Raw genomic sequence first — 14,091 nt, 5'->3', positions numbered from 1 at the left:
GGTGTGCCCCGACGCATCAACGACGACGAGCGGCTGCGCCGTCTCGAGGCGGTCACCGATGCGACGCTGTCCCGGCTCGACGTCTCCGATCTGCTCGACGAGCTGCTGGACCGGGTGCGCGACCTGCTCGACGTGGACACCGCGGCGATCCTGCTGCTCGACGAGCACGCGCGGCAGCTCGTCGCGACCGCGGCGAAGGGTTTGGAGGAGGAGGTCCGGGAGGGCTTCCGGGTCGCGGTCGGGCAGGGGTTCGCCGGGCGGATCGCGGCCACCCGCCGGCCGGTGCGCCTGCCCGACGTGACCGAGGGCGACGTGGTCAACCCGCTGCTGCTGGAGAAGGGGATCCGCTCGCTGCTCGGCGTGCCGATCGTGGCCGGCGCCGACCTGATCGGCGTGCTGCACATCGGCTCGCTGAGCCGGCGCGACTTCAGCGACGACGACGTGGCCCTGCTCGAACTCGTCGCCGACCGGGCCGGGCTCGCCGGGCGGATCCGCTCCGCGAAGCTGGAGCAGCAGGCCGCGCTGGCACTGCAGCGCAGCCTGCTGCCGGCGCGGCTGCCCGAGGTGCCCGGCGTCGAGCTGGCCGCACGCTACGTGCCGGGCCACGCGGCCGGGGTCGGCGGCGACTGGTACGACGTCTTCCTGCTCCCCTCCGGCTGGCTCGGCGTGGTGATCGGCGACGTGTCGGGTCACGGGCTCGCCTCGGCGGTGGTGATGGGACGGATCCGCAGCGCGCTCCGGGCGTACGCGATGATCTGCGACGACCCGGCGCAGGCGCTGACCCTGCTGGACCGCAAGGTCCAGCACTTCGAGGCGGGCAGCCTGACCACCGCGCTCTACGTGATGGTGAGCCCGTCGCGCGACCGGGTGGTGCTCTCCTCGGCCGGGCACCTGCGCCCGGTCGTCGCCGTGCCGGGCCGGCCGGCCATGCTCGCCGACTGCATCGTGGACCCGCCGCTCGGCGTGGGCCGGCACGCGCGCTCCCGGCGCAGCAGCACGCTGGCGCTGGTGCCCGGCGCGGTGCTGCTCTGCTACACCGACGGCCTCGTCGAGCGCCGCGATCAGGTGATCGACATCGGGCTCGACCGGCTGACCGGCACGGTTCGGGCGGCCCCTGCGGAAGACGTGTGCGTTACCGTCATGGCGGATGCGGGCGTGGACCAGCCCGCCGACGACGTGGCGGTCCTCGCGCTGCGGCGCCATCCATAGCGCGCCTGTTTCCGGTACGGAAAAATCTCTGAACCCTCTTGTTCGCCACGGATTCAGCGGAAAAGATGGGGCCGCATGCACTGATACCACAGCTGGAGGCCGGATGAGCGCCAAGACGGTTCTGCACAACTTCGTCGCCGGCGAGGCCGTCGCGCCCGCCGAGGGACGCTACGAGGATCTGATCGACCCGTCGACCGGCGAGGTGTTCGCGTCGGCGCCCGTCTCCGGGCCCGAGGACGTCGATCGGGCCATGCAGGCCGCCGCGACCGCGTTCGAGGACTGGCGCGCCACCACACCGAGCGACCGGCAGCGGGCGCTGCTCAAGTTCGCCGACGCGATCGAGGCGCGCGCCGACGAACTGGTCTCCCTCGAGTCGCAGAACACCGGCAAGCCGCTCGGCCTGACCGCCAGCGAGGAGCTGCCACCGGCGATCGACCAGATCCGCTTCTTCGCCGGCGCCGCCCGCCTGCTCGAGGGCCGCTCCGCCGGGCAGTACATGAACGGCTTCGAGAGCTACGTGCGGCGCGAGCCGATCGGCGTCTGCGCGCAGGTCACGCCCTGGAACTACCCGCTGCTGATGGCGGTCTGGAAGATCGCGCCGGCGCTCGCCGCGGGCAACGCGGTGGTGCTCAAGCCGTCCGACACCACCCCGGTCACCACGGTGAAGCTGGCCGAGATCGCCGCCGAGTTCTTCCCGGCCGGCGTCTTCAACGTGGTCCTCGGCGACCGCGGCACCGGCCGCGCCCTGGTCGAGCACAGGACCCCGCAGATGGTGTCGATCACCGGCTCGGTCCGGGCCGGCATGGAGGTGGCCGGCTCGGCCGCCGCCGACCTCAAGCGCACCCACCTGGAGCTGGGCGGCAAGGCCCCGGTCGTGGTCTTCGACGACGCCGACGTGGCGGCCGCCGCCGCGTCGATCGCCGAGGCGGGCTACTTCAACGCCGGTCAGGACTGCACGGCCGCGACCCGTGTGCTGGTGCAGGCCGGCGTCTACGACGAGTTCGTGGCGGCGCTGGCCGAGCAGGCCAAGGGGATCCGCACCGGCGCGCCGGACGACGAGGACGTGCTCTACGGCCCGGTCAACAACGCCGGCCAGCTGGCCCGGGTCGCCGGGTTCATCGACCGGTTGCCGGACCACGCGGTGCTGCAGGCCGGTGGCGCGCGGGTCGGCGAGCGCGGCTACTTCTGGTCGCCCACCGTGGTCTCCGGCCTCCAGCAGACCGACGAGATCATCCAGAACGAGGTGTTCGGCCCGGTCATCACGGTCCAGAAGTTCACCGGGGAGGACGAGGCGCTCGCCTACGCCAACGGCGTCGAGTACGCGCTGGCCTCCAGCGTCTGGACCAAGGACCACGGCACCGCCATGCGGATGACGCAGAAGCTGGACTTCGGCTGCGTCTGGGTCAACTGCCACATCCCGCTGGTCGCCGAGATGCCGCACGGCGGTTTCAAGCACTCCGGGCACGGCAAGGACCTTTCCGTGTACGGGTTGGAGGACTACACCCGTATCAAGCACGTCATGCACAACGTCGGAGCCTGAGCCATGTCCTCCTCCTCGTCGTCCGAAGAACTGCACAAGCGGCGGCTCGCGGCAGTGGCCCGCGGCGTCGGATCCACCATCTCCTCCTACATCGACCACGCCGGCGGCGGCACGCTGACCGACGTGGACGGCCGGGAGTGGATCGACTTCGCGTCCGGCATCGCGGTCACCAACGTGGGCAACGCCGCGCCGCGCGTCGTTGAGGCGGTCCGCCAGCAGGTCGAGCGGTTCACGCACACCTGCTTCATGGTCGCGCCCTACGAGTCGTACGTGGCGGTCTGCGAGCAGCTGATCGCGCTGACCCCCGGCGCGTTCGAGAAGCGGGCGGCGCTGTTCAACTCCGGCGCCGAGGCCGTGGAGAACGCCGTCAAGATCGCACGGCACGCCACCGGGCGGCAGGCGGTCGTGGTGTTCGACCACGCGTACCACGGCCGGACCAACCTGACCATGGCGCTGACCGCGAAGAACATGCCGTACAAGCACCGGTTCGGGCCGTTCGCCCCGGAGGTCTACCGGGCGCCGATGTCCTACCCGCTGCGCGACGGCGGCCTGGACGGCGCGGAGGCGGCCCGCCGGGCGATCGACGTGATCGAGAAGCAGGTCGGCGCGGACAACGTGGCCGCCGTGCTGATCGAGCCGATCCAGGGCGAGGGCGGGTTCGTGGTGCCGGCCCGGGGCTTCCTGCCGGCGCTGGCGGCGTGGGCGAAGCACAACGGGGTCGTCTTCATCGCCGACGAGATCCAGACCGGGTTCGCCCGTACCGGATCGTGGTTCGCCTGTGCGGACGAGGGCGTCGAGCCGGATCTGATCACCACGGCCAAGGGGATGGGCGGCGGGCTGCCGATCGCCGCCGTGACCGGCCGGGCCGAGCTGATGGACGCGGTGCACGCCGGCGGGCTCGGCGGCACCTACGGCGGCAACCCGGTGGCCTGCGCCGCCGCGCTCGCCGCGATCGAGACGATGCGCGAGCTCGACCTGGCCGCCTCCGCGCGGCACATCGAGTCGGTGCTGGTCCCGGCGCTGCGCTCGCTGGCCGAGACGGATCCCGGCATCGCCGAGGTGCGCGGTCGGGGCGCGATGATCGCGATCGAGCTGGTGCAGCCGGGCGGGCTGGAGCCGGACCCGGTGCGGACCGCCGCGGTGTCCAAGGCCTGTCACGAGGCCGGGCTGCTCACGCTGACCTGCGGCACCTACGGCAACGTGCTGCGGTTCCTGCCGCCGCTGGTGATCTCCGATGAGGACCTCGGGCGCGGTATCGAGATCCTGCGGTCCGCCCTGAGTTGACCTGTTCCCGGCGCTCACCTGTGCGTGGGCGCCGGGACCACTCCCCCGAAAGGCTCGGTCACTTTGCTCTCGCCAATCTCCGCAGGCAAGAATCGCGTAGTGACCGACGTGGCTCTGGACGAGATCAACAAGCAGATCATCGAGCATCTACAGCGCGACGGCCGGATGTCCTACGCGACGCTCGCGAAGACGATCGGCCTCTCCGAGGCGGCGGTGCGCCAGCGGGTGCAGCGTCTGCTCGACAACGACCTCATGCAGATAGTGGCCGTGACCGACCCGCTGACCCTGGGCTTCGCCCGGCAGGCGATGGTCGGCCTGCGCGTCACCGGCGACCTGCGGCAGATCGCCGACGAGATCGCCGCCATCCCCGAGGTCGACTACGTGGTGATCTGCGCGGGACGCTACGACCTGCTCGTCGAGCTGGTCTGCACCGACGACGAGCACCTGCTGGACCTGCTCAACGAGAAGATCCGCACGGTCAAGGGCGTCACCGAGGCCGACACCTTCATGTACCTGAAACTCGCCAAACAGACCTACGCCTGGGGAACACGTTAAATTGAGCGCCACCAGCCCCTCGTTCTGGCTCGACTCCCTCGGCCCACTGGACCGCCGCCCCGCCCTGCCCGGTGACCGCACCGCGGACGTGGCGATCGTCGGCGGCGGATACACCGGCCTCTGGACCGCGTACTACCTGGCGAAGGCCGACCCCACGCTGTCGATCGTCGTGCTGGAGGCGGAGTACTGCGGGTTCGGCGCGTCCGGCCGCAACGGCGGCTGGGCGTCCGGGCTGTTCCCGGTCGCCGAGGAGAAACTGGCCCGCCGGTACGGCGGCGAGCGGGCCGCGGCCATGCACATCGCGCTCGGCGACGCCGTCGACGAGGTGGGCCGGGTCGCCGCGGCCGAGGGCATCGACTGCGACTACGCCAAGGGCGGCACGATCTCGCTGGTCCGCAGCCCGGCGCAGCTGCGGCGGGCCCGGTCGGCGCCGGGTTTCGTCGGCGCGGACGAGGCGCGGGCCATCTGCGGCGCCAACGACGTGCTCGGCGGCATCTACAGCGAGCACTGCGCGGCGCTGCACCCGGCGAAACTGGCCCGCGGCCTGGCGTCCGCCGCCGAGCGGCTCGGCGTCACGATCCACGAGGGCACCCGGGCGCTGCGGATCAGCCGCGGCACGGTCGTCACCGACCACGGCACGGTACGCGCCGGCACCGTGGTCCGCGCGCTGGAGGGATACACGGCCGCGCTGGCCGGGCACCGCCGCCGGCTCGCGCCGGTCTACAGCCTGATGATCGCGACCGAGCCGCTGCCGGCCGCGTTCTGGGAACGGGTCGGCCTGGCCCGGCGGGAGACCTTCACCGACGAACGGCGCATGGTCATCTACGGCCAGCGTACGGCCGACGACCGTCTCGCCTTCGGCGGGCGAGGCGCGCCCTACCACTTCGGCTCCAAGATCCGGCCCGAGTACGACCGGGTGCCGCAGGTCTTCGAGGCGCTGCGGCGCACCCTGGGTGAGCTGTTCGACATCGACCCGCCCATCGCGTACCGCTGGGGCGGCCCCCTCGGCATCCCCCGCGACTGGATGCCGTCGGTCGGCCTGCGCGACGGCATCGGCTGGTCCGGCGGGTACGTCGGTGACGGGGTCGCGGCGGCCAACCTCGGCGGGCGTACCCTCGCCGACCTGATCCGCGGCGAGTCGACCGAGCGGACCGGCCTGCCGTGGGTGGGTCACCGCTCGCGGCGCTGGGAGCCGGAGCCCGCCCGCTGGCTGGGCATCAACGTCGGGTTGCGCGCAACGGCGCTGCTGGACGCCTGGGACCGCCGACCCGCGGCCTGACACGAAGAGCAGCCTGACGCCGGACCCGCCCTCTCCCGCCCGCCCGCTTGCTCGCTCGCGGCTGCAGCACACCCGCCCGCTCACGGCCGCAGCACATCCGCCAGCTGCGGCCCGCCACCACCGGCCACGGTGCCCTCTCACCGCGCCCGGCGCCCACCGTGTGCCCCCACCCCGGCGACCACGCTGTGCTCTCACCATGCCCAGCGGTCACCGTGTGCTCGGGCTTGGCTTGCGGCACTGATCAAGGCGAAAAGCCTCGCCCTGGTAGGCCCGGTCTGCCAGGATCGCCCGGTCTGCCAGGATCGCGCCGGCGGCTGGAGCCGGCTGCGCGAGCGAAAAGCCGCCGGTGACTTCAGGTGGTGGGTGGGCCGGCCAGGGGAAGGCGGACGTCGACGACCGTTCCCGTGGGACGGTTCTCCTCCAGGCGGATCGTGCCGCCGTGCAGCAGCACGATCGCCCGCGCCAAGCTCAGCCCCAGACCGCTCCCCGTCGTCCCCTGATGGCGCACATTGCTCCCCCGGTAGAACCGGTCGAAGACGCGCGCCCGCTCATCGGCCGGTGTCCCGATGCCGGTGTCGGTGATGCACAGGTTCGCCATCTGGCCCTCCGCCCGTACGGTGACGTGCACGGAGGCGCCGGGCGGGCTGTAGCGGACGGCGTTCGACAGCAGGTCGTCGGCCATCTGCCGGAGGCGTTCCGGGTCGGCGAGCAGGTGCAGTTCGGCGGGTAGCTCGGTGATCAGGGTGAGGCGGTCGGCGCCGCGGCGGGCGCGGGTGCACGCCTCGGCCACCAGGGCGGCGAGGTCGACCCGGCGCAGGTCGAGCCCGAGGTGCCCGGAGTCCAGGCCGGCCAGGTCGAGCAGGGTGTCGGCGATGCGCTGCAGGGCGGCGGCGTTGCGGGCGATCACGGTGGCCATCTGGCGGCCGTCGGCGTCGAGCCCGGCGGATTCCTCGGCGAGGATTGTCGCGTTCGCGGTGATCGAGGTGAGCGGGGTGCGCAGCTCGTGCCCGACCAGGTCGACGAAGTCGCTCTGGGCGCGGGCCAGCTGGCGGCTCAGTTCCTGGGCGCGGCGCCGGGAGACGAAGCCGCCGATCTGCGCGGCGACCCCGTCGAGCAGCACGGTGAGCAGGTCGGGCTCGTACTCCTGGGTGCCGGCGTAGCAGGTGAGCACGCCGAACAGCGTCCCGCCGTCGCGGACCGGCACGGCCAGGGCGGTGCGCACGCCACGCCGCAGGCAGATCTCGACCCGTTCCCGTTCGTGGGCGCTGCGCAGTTCGGGGCTGAGCGCGATGTCCGGCACCCAGATCGCCCGCCCGGTCTGCCAGGCCCGCCCGGTGATGCCCTCGCCGGGCACCGGGCTGTGCCCGAAGAAGTCGTCGGGGTCGAATCCGGAGGCGTCCCAGTGGCCGACCGCCTCCAGCACGCCGGTGGCGTCGTCGACCAGGAACAGCTCGGCGGCCGGCCAGCCCAGCGCGCCGGTGACCGCCCGCAGCACGTCGGGCGCCGCCTCGGCCGCCGACCAGGAGCGTTTCAGGACCTGTTCGACGGCAAGGTGGCAGGCCCGGAACTTCTCGGCCCGGCGCAGCGCGGTGGCCTCGTGCGCGACGGCGACGGCGCCGACGAGCCGGCCGCCGGCGCCGATGATCGGGCGGGCCGTGGTGGCCGAGACCCGGCAGCGGTGGCCCGGCACGTGCACGTGCACGTCCTCGTTGATCACCGTTTCGCCGTGCAGGGCACGGATCAGCGGGGTCTGCTCCCACGGCATCGACCGCTCGTCGGGGGTGGTCAGCACGGCGACCGCGCTGTCCTCGTAGTCGTCGGGCAACGGGCCGTCCAGCGGCAGGCCGCGCAGTTCCCGCATGGCCCGGTTCGCGAAGACCACCCGGCCGGCCGCGTCGCAGGCGACCACACCGGCGTCGAGGCTCTGCAGCAACGCGCCGAGGAACGCGCCCTCGTCGAGCCCGGCGACGGCGGTCGGCGCGGTGACGATCAGGGTTTCGGCGATCGTCACCAGCATGTCGACCTGCTCGCCGGTCCAGTCGCGGGTGCGGCGGTCCAGCACGGTGACCGAGCCGATCGGCCGGTCGTCGTCGTTGTGGACCGGGACGCTCACGAAGGCGCGGATCCCGTACTCCCGGACTATCGCGTGATGGCGCAGCGCCTCGTCGGGCTCGGCGCTCATGTTCCGGGAGAGCATCACATGGTCGGCGCAGACCACGTACTTGCAGACCGAGTACTCCAGTGGCGCCCGCCGGGTCTGCTGGAACTCCTCGGGCAGCCCGTGCATGCCGAGGAAGTGCTCCTCGTCGTTGCCGACCAGCGTGACGGCGGCCATCGGGGCGTCGAGCAGGCGGGCGGCGAGCAGCGCGATGTCGTCGGCCCGCGCGGCCCGGCCCTGCAGGGTGCGAAGAGCGCGTTCCACCGCCCGCAGCCGCACCGGATTCGCGAGCACCGCCGCGTCCAGCATCACCATGATCAGCCTGCTCTCAGCGAGCCGAGCAAGCCCCGCGGAGAGCGAGCCCGAGCAAGGCCCGCGGACAGCGGGCCATCTACTCGCATACCCCCTTATCTCAGACTGAAACTGGCATTTCGGCTGGGCAGCGGGACTCGCTGCTGTCGTGGTCGTGCGGGCCGATCGCGAGCAGCTCCCGCACGGTGGCGAGCAGCTGGTCGTTCGGGCACGGCTTGAGCAGGATCGCGCAGCACTGCGCGGTGCCGGCCCGAGGGTCGCCCGGGCGCAGGTGACCGCTGAGGATCGCGATCGGGGTGTCGGCCACCTCGGGACGGGAGCGGACCGCGGCGATCAGCTCCCAGCCGTCCATCCGGGGCATGCCCAGGTCGGTGACGACCACGTCCGGATGGTGCTCCACGATGAGCTCCAGCGCGGCCTGGCCGTCCGCCGCACGCAGCACCGTCATCCCGGCACGCTTGAACACCCTGGTCAGAACCAGCGCGATGTCCTCGTCGTCCTCGGCGATCAGCAAAACGGGCATCTCGACTCCATCAAACGGTCCTGAACTCAGCATGCCCCTGCGCCCGACGCGCCGGGCGGGTATACAGGATTTCTGCCCGTTCACCGCGATCACGACCCCGCCGAGCCAGCGAGGGGACGCGCGAGTGGTGATCATGTGCCACGATCGCGGGCATGCCGTCGACCGCCCGCCGTGCCGTGATCACGCTCCTGCTGGCGTCTGCGCTGCTGGCGGGCTGCTCGGACGATCCCCCGGACTACCGGATCGAGGGCGACGTCTGCGAGCTGATCGCGCAGAACCAGGTGCAGGCCCGCATCCCGGAGCCGCCGAAACAGACGTCCGACCCGGCCAACGGGCAGTGTGAGCTGGTCTATGCCAACGGCAGCGTCACGTTGCTGCTCTACGCCGAGGTGTTCCCGGACGCCGCGGCGGCCACCACCAAGTTCGATCAATTCAAGACCGCCGACGGTACGGTCGACGAGCTGGACGATCTCGGCGAGGCGGCCTATCTGAGGCGCTGGCACGACGACAGCAAGCCGTGGAGCCCGCAGGACCTGAGCGTGTTCAAGTACGTGGTCCGCGACGGCGCCCTGGTTCTCTCCTACCACTACTCGGGCTTCGTGACCGAGCCCGCCGGCTGGTCGGCCACCGAGCAGGAGATGCGCGACATGCTGCGCGGCGACGTCGAGAAGATCATGAAAGAGCTCGCCGGCGACGGGTAGTCACCGGCGAGCTCCGGGGGAAACGGGGTCAGAGAAGCTTCTGCGCCTCGACCAGCACGCCGCGGATGATCTGCTCGATCTCGGCGAACTGGGTCTCGGTCGCGGTCAGCGGCGGGGCCAGCTGGATCACCGGGTCGCCCCGGTCGTCGGCGCGGCAGTAGAGGCCCGCGTCGAACAGCGCGCCGGACAGGAAGCCGCGCAGCAGCCGCTCCGACTCGTCGGCGTCGAACGTCTCCTTGGTGGCCTTGTCCTTGACCAGCTCGATGCCGAAGAAGTACCCGTCGCCGCGGACGTCGCCGACGATCGGCAGGTCGAGCAGTTTCTCCAGGTGCGAGCGGAACAGCGGGCTGTTCGTGGTGACGTGCTGGTTGAGACCCTCACGCTCCATGATGTCCAGGTTGGCGAGCGCGACCGCGGCGCCGACCGGGTGGCCGCCGTAGGTGATGCCGTGGGCGAACCAGTTGGCGCCGTCCAGGAACGGCTCGGCCAGGCGGTCCGAGGCGATCATCGCGCCGAGCGGCACGTACCCGGAGGTCAGGCCCTTCGCGACGGTGATGATGTCGGGCTGGTACCCGTACCTGTCGGCGCCGAAGGTCTCGCCGAGTCGGCCGAAGGCGCAGATCACCTCGTCGGAGACGAGCAGCACGTCGTAGCGGTCGCAGATCTCGCGGACCCGCTGGAAGTACCCGGGCGGCGGCGGGAAGCAGCCGCCGGCGTTCTGCACCGGCTCCAGGTAGACGGCGGCGACGGTGTCCGGGCCCTCGAACTCGATCATCTCGGCGATGCGGTCGGCGGCCCAGATGCCGAACTGCTCCGGCGTCATGTTCTCGTCGGGGCGCCGGTAGTAGTTGGTGTTCGGCACCCGCATGGTGCTCGGGATCAGCGGCTCGAAGTCCTGCTTGAACGGCGGGATGCCGGTGATCGACAGGGCGCCCATCGAGCTGCCGTGGTACGCGATCGCGCGAGAGATGACCTTGGTCTTCAGCGGCTTGCCGACGCGCTTGAAGTAGGAGCGGGCCAGCTTCCAGGCGCTCTCCACGGCCTCCGAGCCACCGGTGGTGAAGAAGACCCGGTTCAGGTCGCCGGGGGCGAGGTCGGCGAGCCGGCCGGCCAGCTCGATCGCCTTGGGGTGCGCATAGGACCAGATCGGGAAGTACGCCAGCTCGGCGGCCTGCTTCGCGGCGGCGTCGGCGAGCTCCTGGCGGCCGTGGCCGGTCTGGACGACGAACAGGGCGGAGAGACCGTCCAGGTAGCGCTTCCCGGTGGCGTCCCAGACATAGCAGCCGTCGCCGCGGGTGATCACCGGCACCGGTGCGTTCTGGTACGCGGAGAGGCGGGTGAAGTGCATCCACAGGTGGTCACGGGCGGTCGCGGAGAGAGCGTCCACGTCGGCTGGTAGGTCTGTCACGTTGTTCTCCTGCACGCCACTAGTTACTACTGTTACAAGTGATCCTGCCTACGGAATCCGTTGCGCACAAGACCAGCAACCACTATTTCCGCGCCGTTTCGACCGGGCGACGGCTCGGACCGTACCCATGCGGGAAGGCGCCACCCGGCACCCGGCCGGATGGCGCCTCCCTGCGCGCGAGTACCGCTCAGATCTTCTGCTTCTTCGGCCGGGACCGGATGTTGGTGATCACGGCGATCAGCACGCCTGTCGCGAAGATGAGCGTGCCCATCACGTTGACCTGCGGCGGGAGGCCGACCCGGGTGGCGCCCCAGATCCACAGCGGGAACGTGATGCTGGTGCCCGCGGTGAAGTTGGTGACCACGAAGTCGTCCACGGAGAGGGCGAACGCGAGCATGAAGCCGGAGAAGACCGCCGGCAGGATGATCGGGAAGGTGACCTTCCAGAACGTCGTCCACGCGTTCGCGCCGAGATCGGCGGCTGCCTCCTCGATGGACCGGTCCAGGGTGATCACCCGGGCCCGGATCACCGTCGCGACGAACGAGATGGAGAACATGACGTGCGCGATCGTGATCGTCACCGGGCCCAGGCCGATGCCGAGCGAGACGAAGAGCGTCAGCAGCGACGCGCCCATCACCAGCTCCGGGGAGCTCATCGTGGCGAACATGATCAGGTTCATGCTGCCGGAGCCGCGGAACTGGTAGCGGCCCAGCGCGTACCCGATGCCGGTGCCGAGCGCCGTCGAGACGATCGAGGCGGCGACCGCGATGACCAGCGACAGGACCAGCGCCGAGGTGAGGTCGTCGAGGGCGAACAGCTCCCGATACCACTTCAGCGTGAAGCCCTGCCAGGTCTGGTTGTAGCGCCCGCTCGGGTTGTTGAACCCGAACAGGATCATCACGAAGATCGGCAGGACCAGCCAGAGGATGATCAGCCAGGTGTAGGCGTGCATGAACTGCACCCCGCCGAACCTCTTGCGGACCGTGACCGTCCGGGTCGGCGGTGTTTCCAGGGGCGTCGCCGTCGAAACCTGAGTCATCGGGTCGCCACCTTCATGACGTCCTCGGTGCCGAGCGCCCTGGCGTAGGAGAAGACGCCGACCAGCAGCACCGCCATCAGGGTGAAGGAGAGCGCCGAGGCGGTCGGATAGTTGGAGCTGGACAGGTACTGGCTCTGGATGACCTGCCCGATCATCGTGGTCGACGAGCTGCCCAGCACCTCGGAGTTCACGTAGTCCGAGCTGACCGGGATGAACGTCATCAGCACGCCGGCGAAGACGCCGGGCAGGGCGAGCGGGAGGATCACCTTGCGGAACGCGGTGATCGGCGTGGCGTACAGGTCCCGCGCCGCCTCGACCACCCGCGGGTCGATGCGCTCCAGGGCCACGTAGATCGGCAGCACCATGAAGGGCAGGAAGTTGTAGACCAGGCCGCCGATCACCGCGGCCGACGTGCCGAGGATGTGGAAGTTCTCCGGGAGGAGACCCACGTCCTTGAGCGGGCTGAGCAGGAAGCCGTCGTCGGTCAGGATCAGCCGCCACGAGATGGTGCGCAGCACGAACGAGACGAAGAACGGCAACAGCAGCAGGAAGAGATAGGTCGCCTTCCGCTTGCCGCCGTAGAAGGCGATCCAGTACGCGGCCGGGAACGCCAGCACGATCAGGATGATCGTGGCGATGACGCCGTACACCAGCGAGCGGATCAACTGGGTCTGGTAATCAGAGATCGCCTCGACGTAGGTCTGCCAGTGACCCGTGAAGACGTACCCGTTGACGATGTCGCCCTCCTGCAGCGACAGCGACAGCATGGTGGCCATCGGCACCGCGAAGAACATCAGGAGCCACAACCCGCCGGGCAGCACGAGCAGGTAGGGCGCGAGTGTACGTTTTACCCGGCCCATGGCTCAGCCCAGCACGATCGGGTCGAAGATCTTGCTGAAGTCCTGCTGCTCCTCAGCCGTGTTGAAGTCGACGTAATAGTGCAGCTTCGCGTAATCGGCCTCGCTCGGGAAGACCAGCGGGCTCTCGGCCACCGAGGTCAGGTACTCCTTGTCCTCGCCGGAGGCCTCGGCCGCGTGCTTCTTCATCACGGCCTGCGCGCCCGGCACCGGGCACACGTAGTTGATGTACTCGGCGAGGGTGGCGGCGTTCTCCACCTCGTAGAAGAAGTCCATCAGCGTGATCGCGTCGACCGGGTTGGCCGCCGTGATCGGGATGGTCATGTTGTCGGTCCAGATCGTGCCGCCCTCCTCGGGGACCACGAACTTGAAGTCCGTGCCGTCGGAGACGTTCTTCTGGAAGATGTCACCGGACCACGCCTGGGTGATCCAGACCTCGCCCTTGCCGAGCGCGTCGATGTAGGTCTGGTCGTAGTACTGGCGGACGATGCCGGCGTCCTTCTGCTCGCGCAGCTTGGCGGCGGCCTTCTTCCACTCGGCCTCGCCCGACTCGCCGGGCTTGATACCGGCCGCGAGCAGGCCGAAGTTGCCGAGCTCCTGCAGGTCGCGGAACATGCCGACCTTGCCCTTGAACGCCGGGTCCCACAGGTCGGCGAGCTTGGTGATCGGCCGGCCGGTCTTCTTCTCGTCGTAGGCGATGCCGGTGATGCCGGAGGCCCACGGGATGCTGAAGACGTTGCCCATGTCGTAGGCCGACTGGGAGTACGACTTCGCCGCGTTCGCCACGTAGTTCGGCAGCTTCGAGTGGTCCAGCGGCGCCAGGAAACCGGCGTCGCGGAACTGGCCGAACTGGATCGAGTTGGTGATCACCATGAGGTCGTAGCCGATCGACTGCCCGGCGGACAGCTGCGGCTGGACCTTGGCGAACCAGGGCCCCATCTCCTGGATGACCTCGTCGTACGAGTTGATCTTGATGCCGGTCTTCGCGGTGAACTTCTTGAGTTCCGGCCTCTTCGGGTCCATGTAGAGCGGCCAGTTCGCGAAATCGACGGTGCCGTTCTTGACCTTGCCGTTCCAGAACTTGGCGACCGCGTCGGGGGCGACGCTGGCCTGCGGCTTGCCCTGCCCCTCGACGCCACACGCGGCGAGGAAAGCGCCCATCGCCGACATCCCGCCGAGGCGCATCGCGTCGCGGCGGCCGAACCGCCGCTGCGTCATGCCCCGGA

Annotated in this window: 12 protein-coding genes; 6 read left to right on the top strand and 6 right to left on the bottom strand. The window is 70.3% G+C overall.

The window, feature by feature from the left end; translation table 11 throughout:
* Positions 1–3: 3 nt before the first annotated feature.
* The 5 genes from AMIS_RS18575 to AMIS_RS18555 all read left to right on the top strand — a co-directional run bounded on the left by AMIS_RS18575 (position 4) and on the right by AMIS_RS18555 (position 5,867).
* Positions 4–1,209 (top strand): PP2C family protein-serine/threonine phosphatase, encoded by a 1,206-nt coding sequence (locus AMIS_RS18575; RefSeq protein WP_014443887.1) that lies wholly within the window; start codon positions 4–6, stop codon positions 1,207–1,209.
* Between the two features lie 103 nt (positions 1,210–1,312).
* Positions 1,313–2,749: a gamma-aminobutyraldehyde dehydrogenase gene (locus tag AMIS_RS18570; RefSeq protein ID WP_014443886.1), complete on the top strand. Its 1,437-nt coding sequence runs from the start codon at positions 1,313–1,315 to the stop codon at positions 2,747–2,749.
* A gap of 3 nt (positions 2,750–2,752) precedes the next feature.
* Positions 2,753–4,033, top strand: a complete 1,281-nt coding sequence (gene gabT, locus AMIS_RS18565) for a 4-aminobutyrate--2-oxoglutarate transaminase (RefSeq protein ID WP_014443885.1) — start codon at positions 2,753–2,755, stop codon at positions 4,031–4,033.
* A gap of 99 nt (positions 4,034–4,132) precedes the next feature.
* A complete protein-coding gene (locus AMIS_RS18560; protein WP_197538038.1) occupies positions 4,133–4,588 on the top strand; it encodes an Lrp/AsnC family transcriptional regulator in 456 nt (151 codons plus the stop codon).
* 1 nt (position 4,589) lies between these two features.
* Positions 4,590–5,867: an NAD(P)/FAD-dependent oxidoreductase gene (locus AMIS_RS18555; RefSeq protein WP_014443883.1), complete on the top strand. Its 1,278-nt coding sequence runs from the start codon at positions 4,590–4,592 to the stop codon at positions 5,865–5,867.
* A 352-nt stretch (positions 5,868–6,219) separates the two neighbouring features.
* Here the strand turns inward: AMIS_RS18555 and AMIS_RS18550 are convergent, their stop codons facing one another.
* Positions 6,220–8,340, bottom strand: a complete 2,121-nt coding sequence (locus tag AMIS_RS18550) for an ATP-binding protein (protein ID WP_014443882.1) — start codon at positions 8,338–8,340, stop codon at positions 6,220–6,222.
* Between the two features lie 97 nt (positions 8,341–8,437).
* Complete coding sequence (locus tag AMIS_RS18545) at positions 8,438–8,860, bottom strand: response regulator (RefSeq protein ID WP_041829886.1); 423 nt, start codon at positions 8,858–8,860, stop codon at positions 8,438–8,440.
* A gap of 152 nt (positions 8,861–9,012) precedes the next feature.
* Here AMIS_RS18545 and AMIS_RS18540 point away from each other — a divergent pair, with 152 nt between their 5' ends.
* Positions 9,013–9,561: a hypothetical protein gene (locus tag AMIS_RS18540; RefSeq protein ID WP_014443880.1), complete on the top strand. Its 549-nt coding sequence runs from the start codon at positions 9,013–9,015 to the stop codon at positions 9,559–9,561.
* Positions 9,562–9,589: 28 nt separating this feature from the next.
* Here the strand turns inward: AMIS_RS18540 and AMIS_RS18535 are convergent, their stop codons facing one another.
* The 4 genes from AMIS_RS18535 to AMIS_RS18520 form a co-directional block, all read right to left on the bottom strand.
* Positions 9,590–10,969, bottom strand: coding sequence for an aspartate aminotransferase family protein (locus AMIS_RS18535; protein WP_041831003.1), 1,380 nt, complete (start codon positions 10,967–10,969; stop codon positions 9,590–9,592).
* Positions 10,970–11,156: 187 nt separating this feature from the next.
* Positions 11,157–12,008: an ABC transporter permease gene (locus AMIS_RS18530; RefSeq protein ID WP_014443878.1), complete on the bottom strand. Its 852-nt coding sequence runs from the start codon at positions 12,006–12,008 to the stop codon at positions 11,157–11,159.
* Positions 12,005–12,868 (bottom strand): ABC transporter permease, encoded by an 864-nt coding sequence (locus AMIS_RS18525; RefSeq protein ID WP_014443877.1) that lies wholly within the window; start codon positions 12,866–12,868, stop codon positions 12,005–12,007. Before AMIS_RS18525 ends, AMIS_RS18530 begins: the two co-directional genes overlap by 4 nt.
* Positions 12,869–12,871: 3 nt before the next feature.
* Positions 12,872–14,083 carry a polyamine ABC transporter substrate-binding protein gene (locus AMIS_RS18520; protein ID WP_014443876.1) on the bottom strand — a complete coding sequence of 404 codons (1,212 nt, stop codon included), beginning with the start codon at positions 14,081–14,083 and terminating at the stop codon, positions 12,872–12,874.
* Positions 14,084–14,091: the final 8 nt, after the last annotated feature.

The sequence above is a fragment of the Actinoplanes missouriensis 431 genome, from assembly GCF_000284295.1.
Taxonomy (GTDB): Bacteria; Actinomycetota; Actinomycetes; order Mycobacteriales; family Micromonosporaceae; genus Actinoplanes; species Actinoplanes missouriensis.
Note: the sequence above shows the minus strand (reverse complement) of the source record. Positions and strands in the feature narration are given on the sequence as shown.

Bases quoted from the DNA above. Each gene is read 5' to 3' on its own strand.
- AMIS_RS18530 (WP_014443878.1), bottom strand. From the start codon at position 12,008: ATGACTCAGGTTTCGACGGCGACGCCCCTGGAAACACCGCCGACCCGG.
- AMIS_RS18520 (WP_014443876.1), bottom strand. From the start codon at position 14,083: ATGACGCAGCGGCGGTTCGGCCGCCGCGACGCGATGCGCCTCGGCGGG.
- AMIS_RS18525 (WP_014443877.1), bottom strand. From the start codon at position 12,868: ATGGGCCGGGTAAAACGTACACTCGCGCCCTACCTGCTCGTGCTGCCC.
- AMIS_RS18550 (WP_014443882.1), bottom strand. From the start codon at position 8,340: ATGGTGATGCTGGACGCGGCGGTGCTCGCGAATCCGGTGCGGCTGCGG.
- gabT (WP_014443885.1), top strand. From the start codon at position 2,753: ATGTCCTCCTCCTCGTCGTCCGAAGAACTGCACAAGCGGCGGCTCGCG.
- AMIS_RS18545 (WP_041829886.1), bottom strand. From the start codon at position 8,860: ATGCCCGTTTTGCTGATCGCCGAGGACGACGAGGACATCGCGCTGGTT.
- AMIS_RS18570 (WP_014443886.1), top strand. From the start codon at position 1,313: ATGAGCGCCAAGACGGTTCTGCACAACTTCGTCGCCGGCGAGGCCGTC.
- AMIS_RS18540 (WP_014443880.1), top strand. From the start codon at position 9,013: ATGCCGTCGACCGCCCGCCGTGCCGTGATCACGCTCCTGCTGGCGTCT.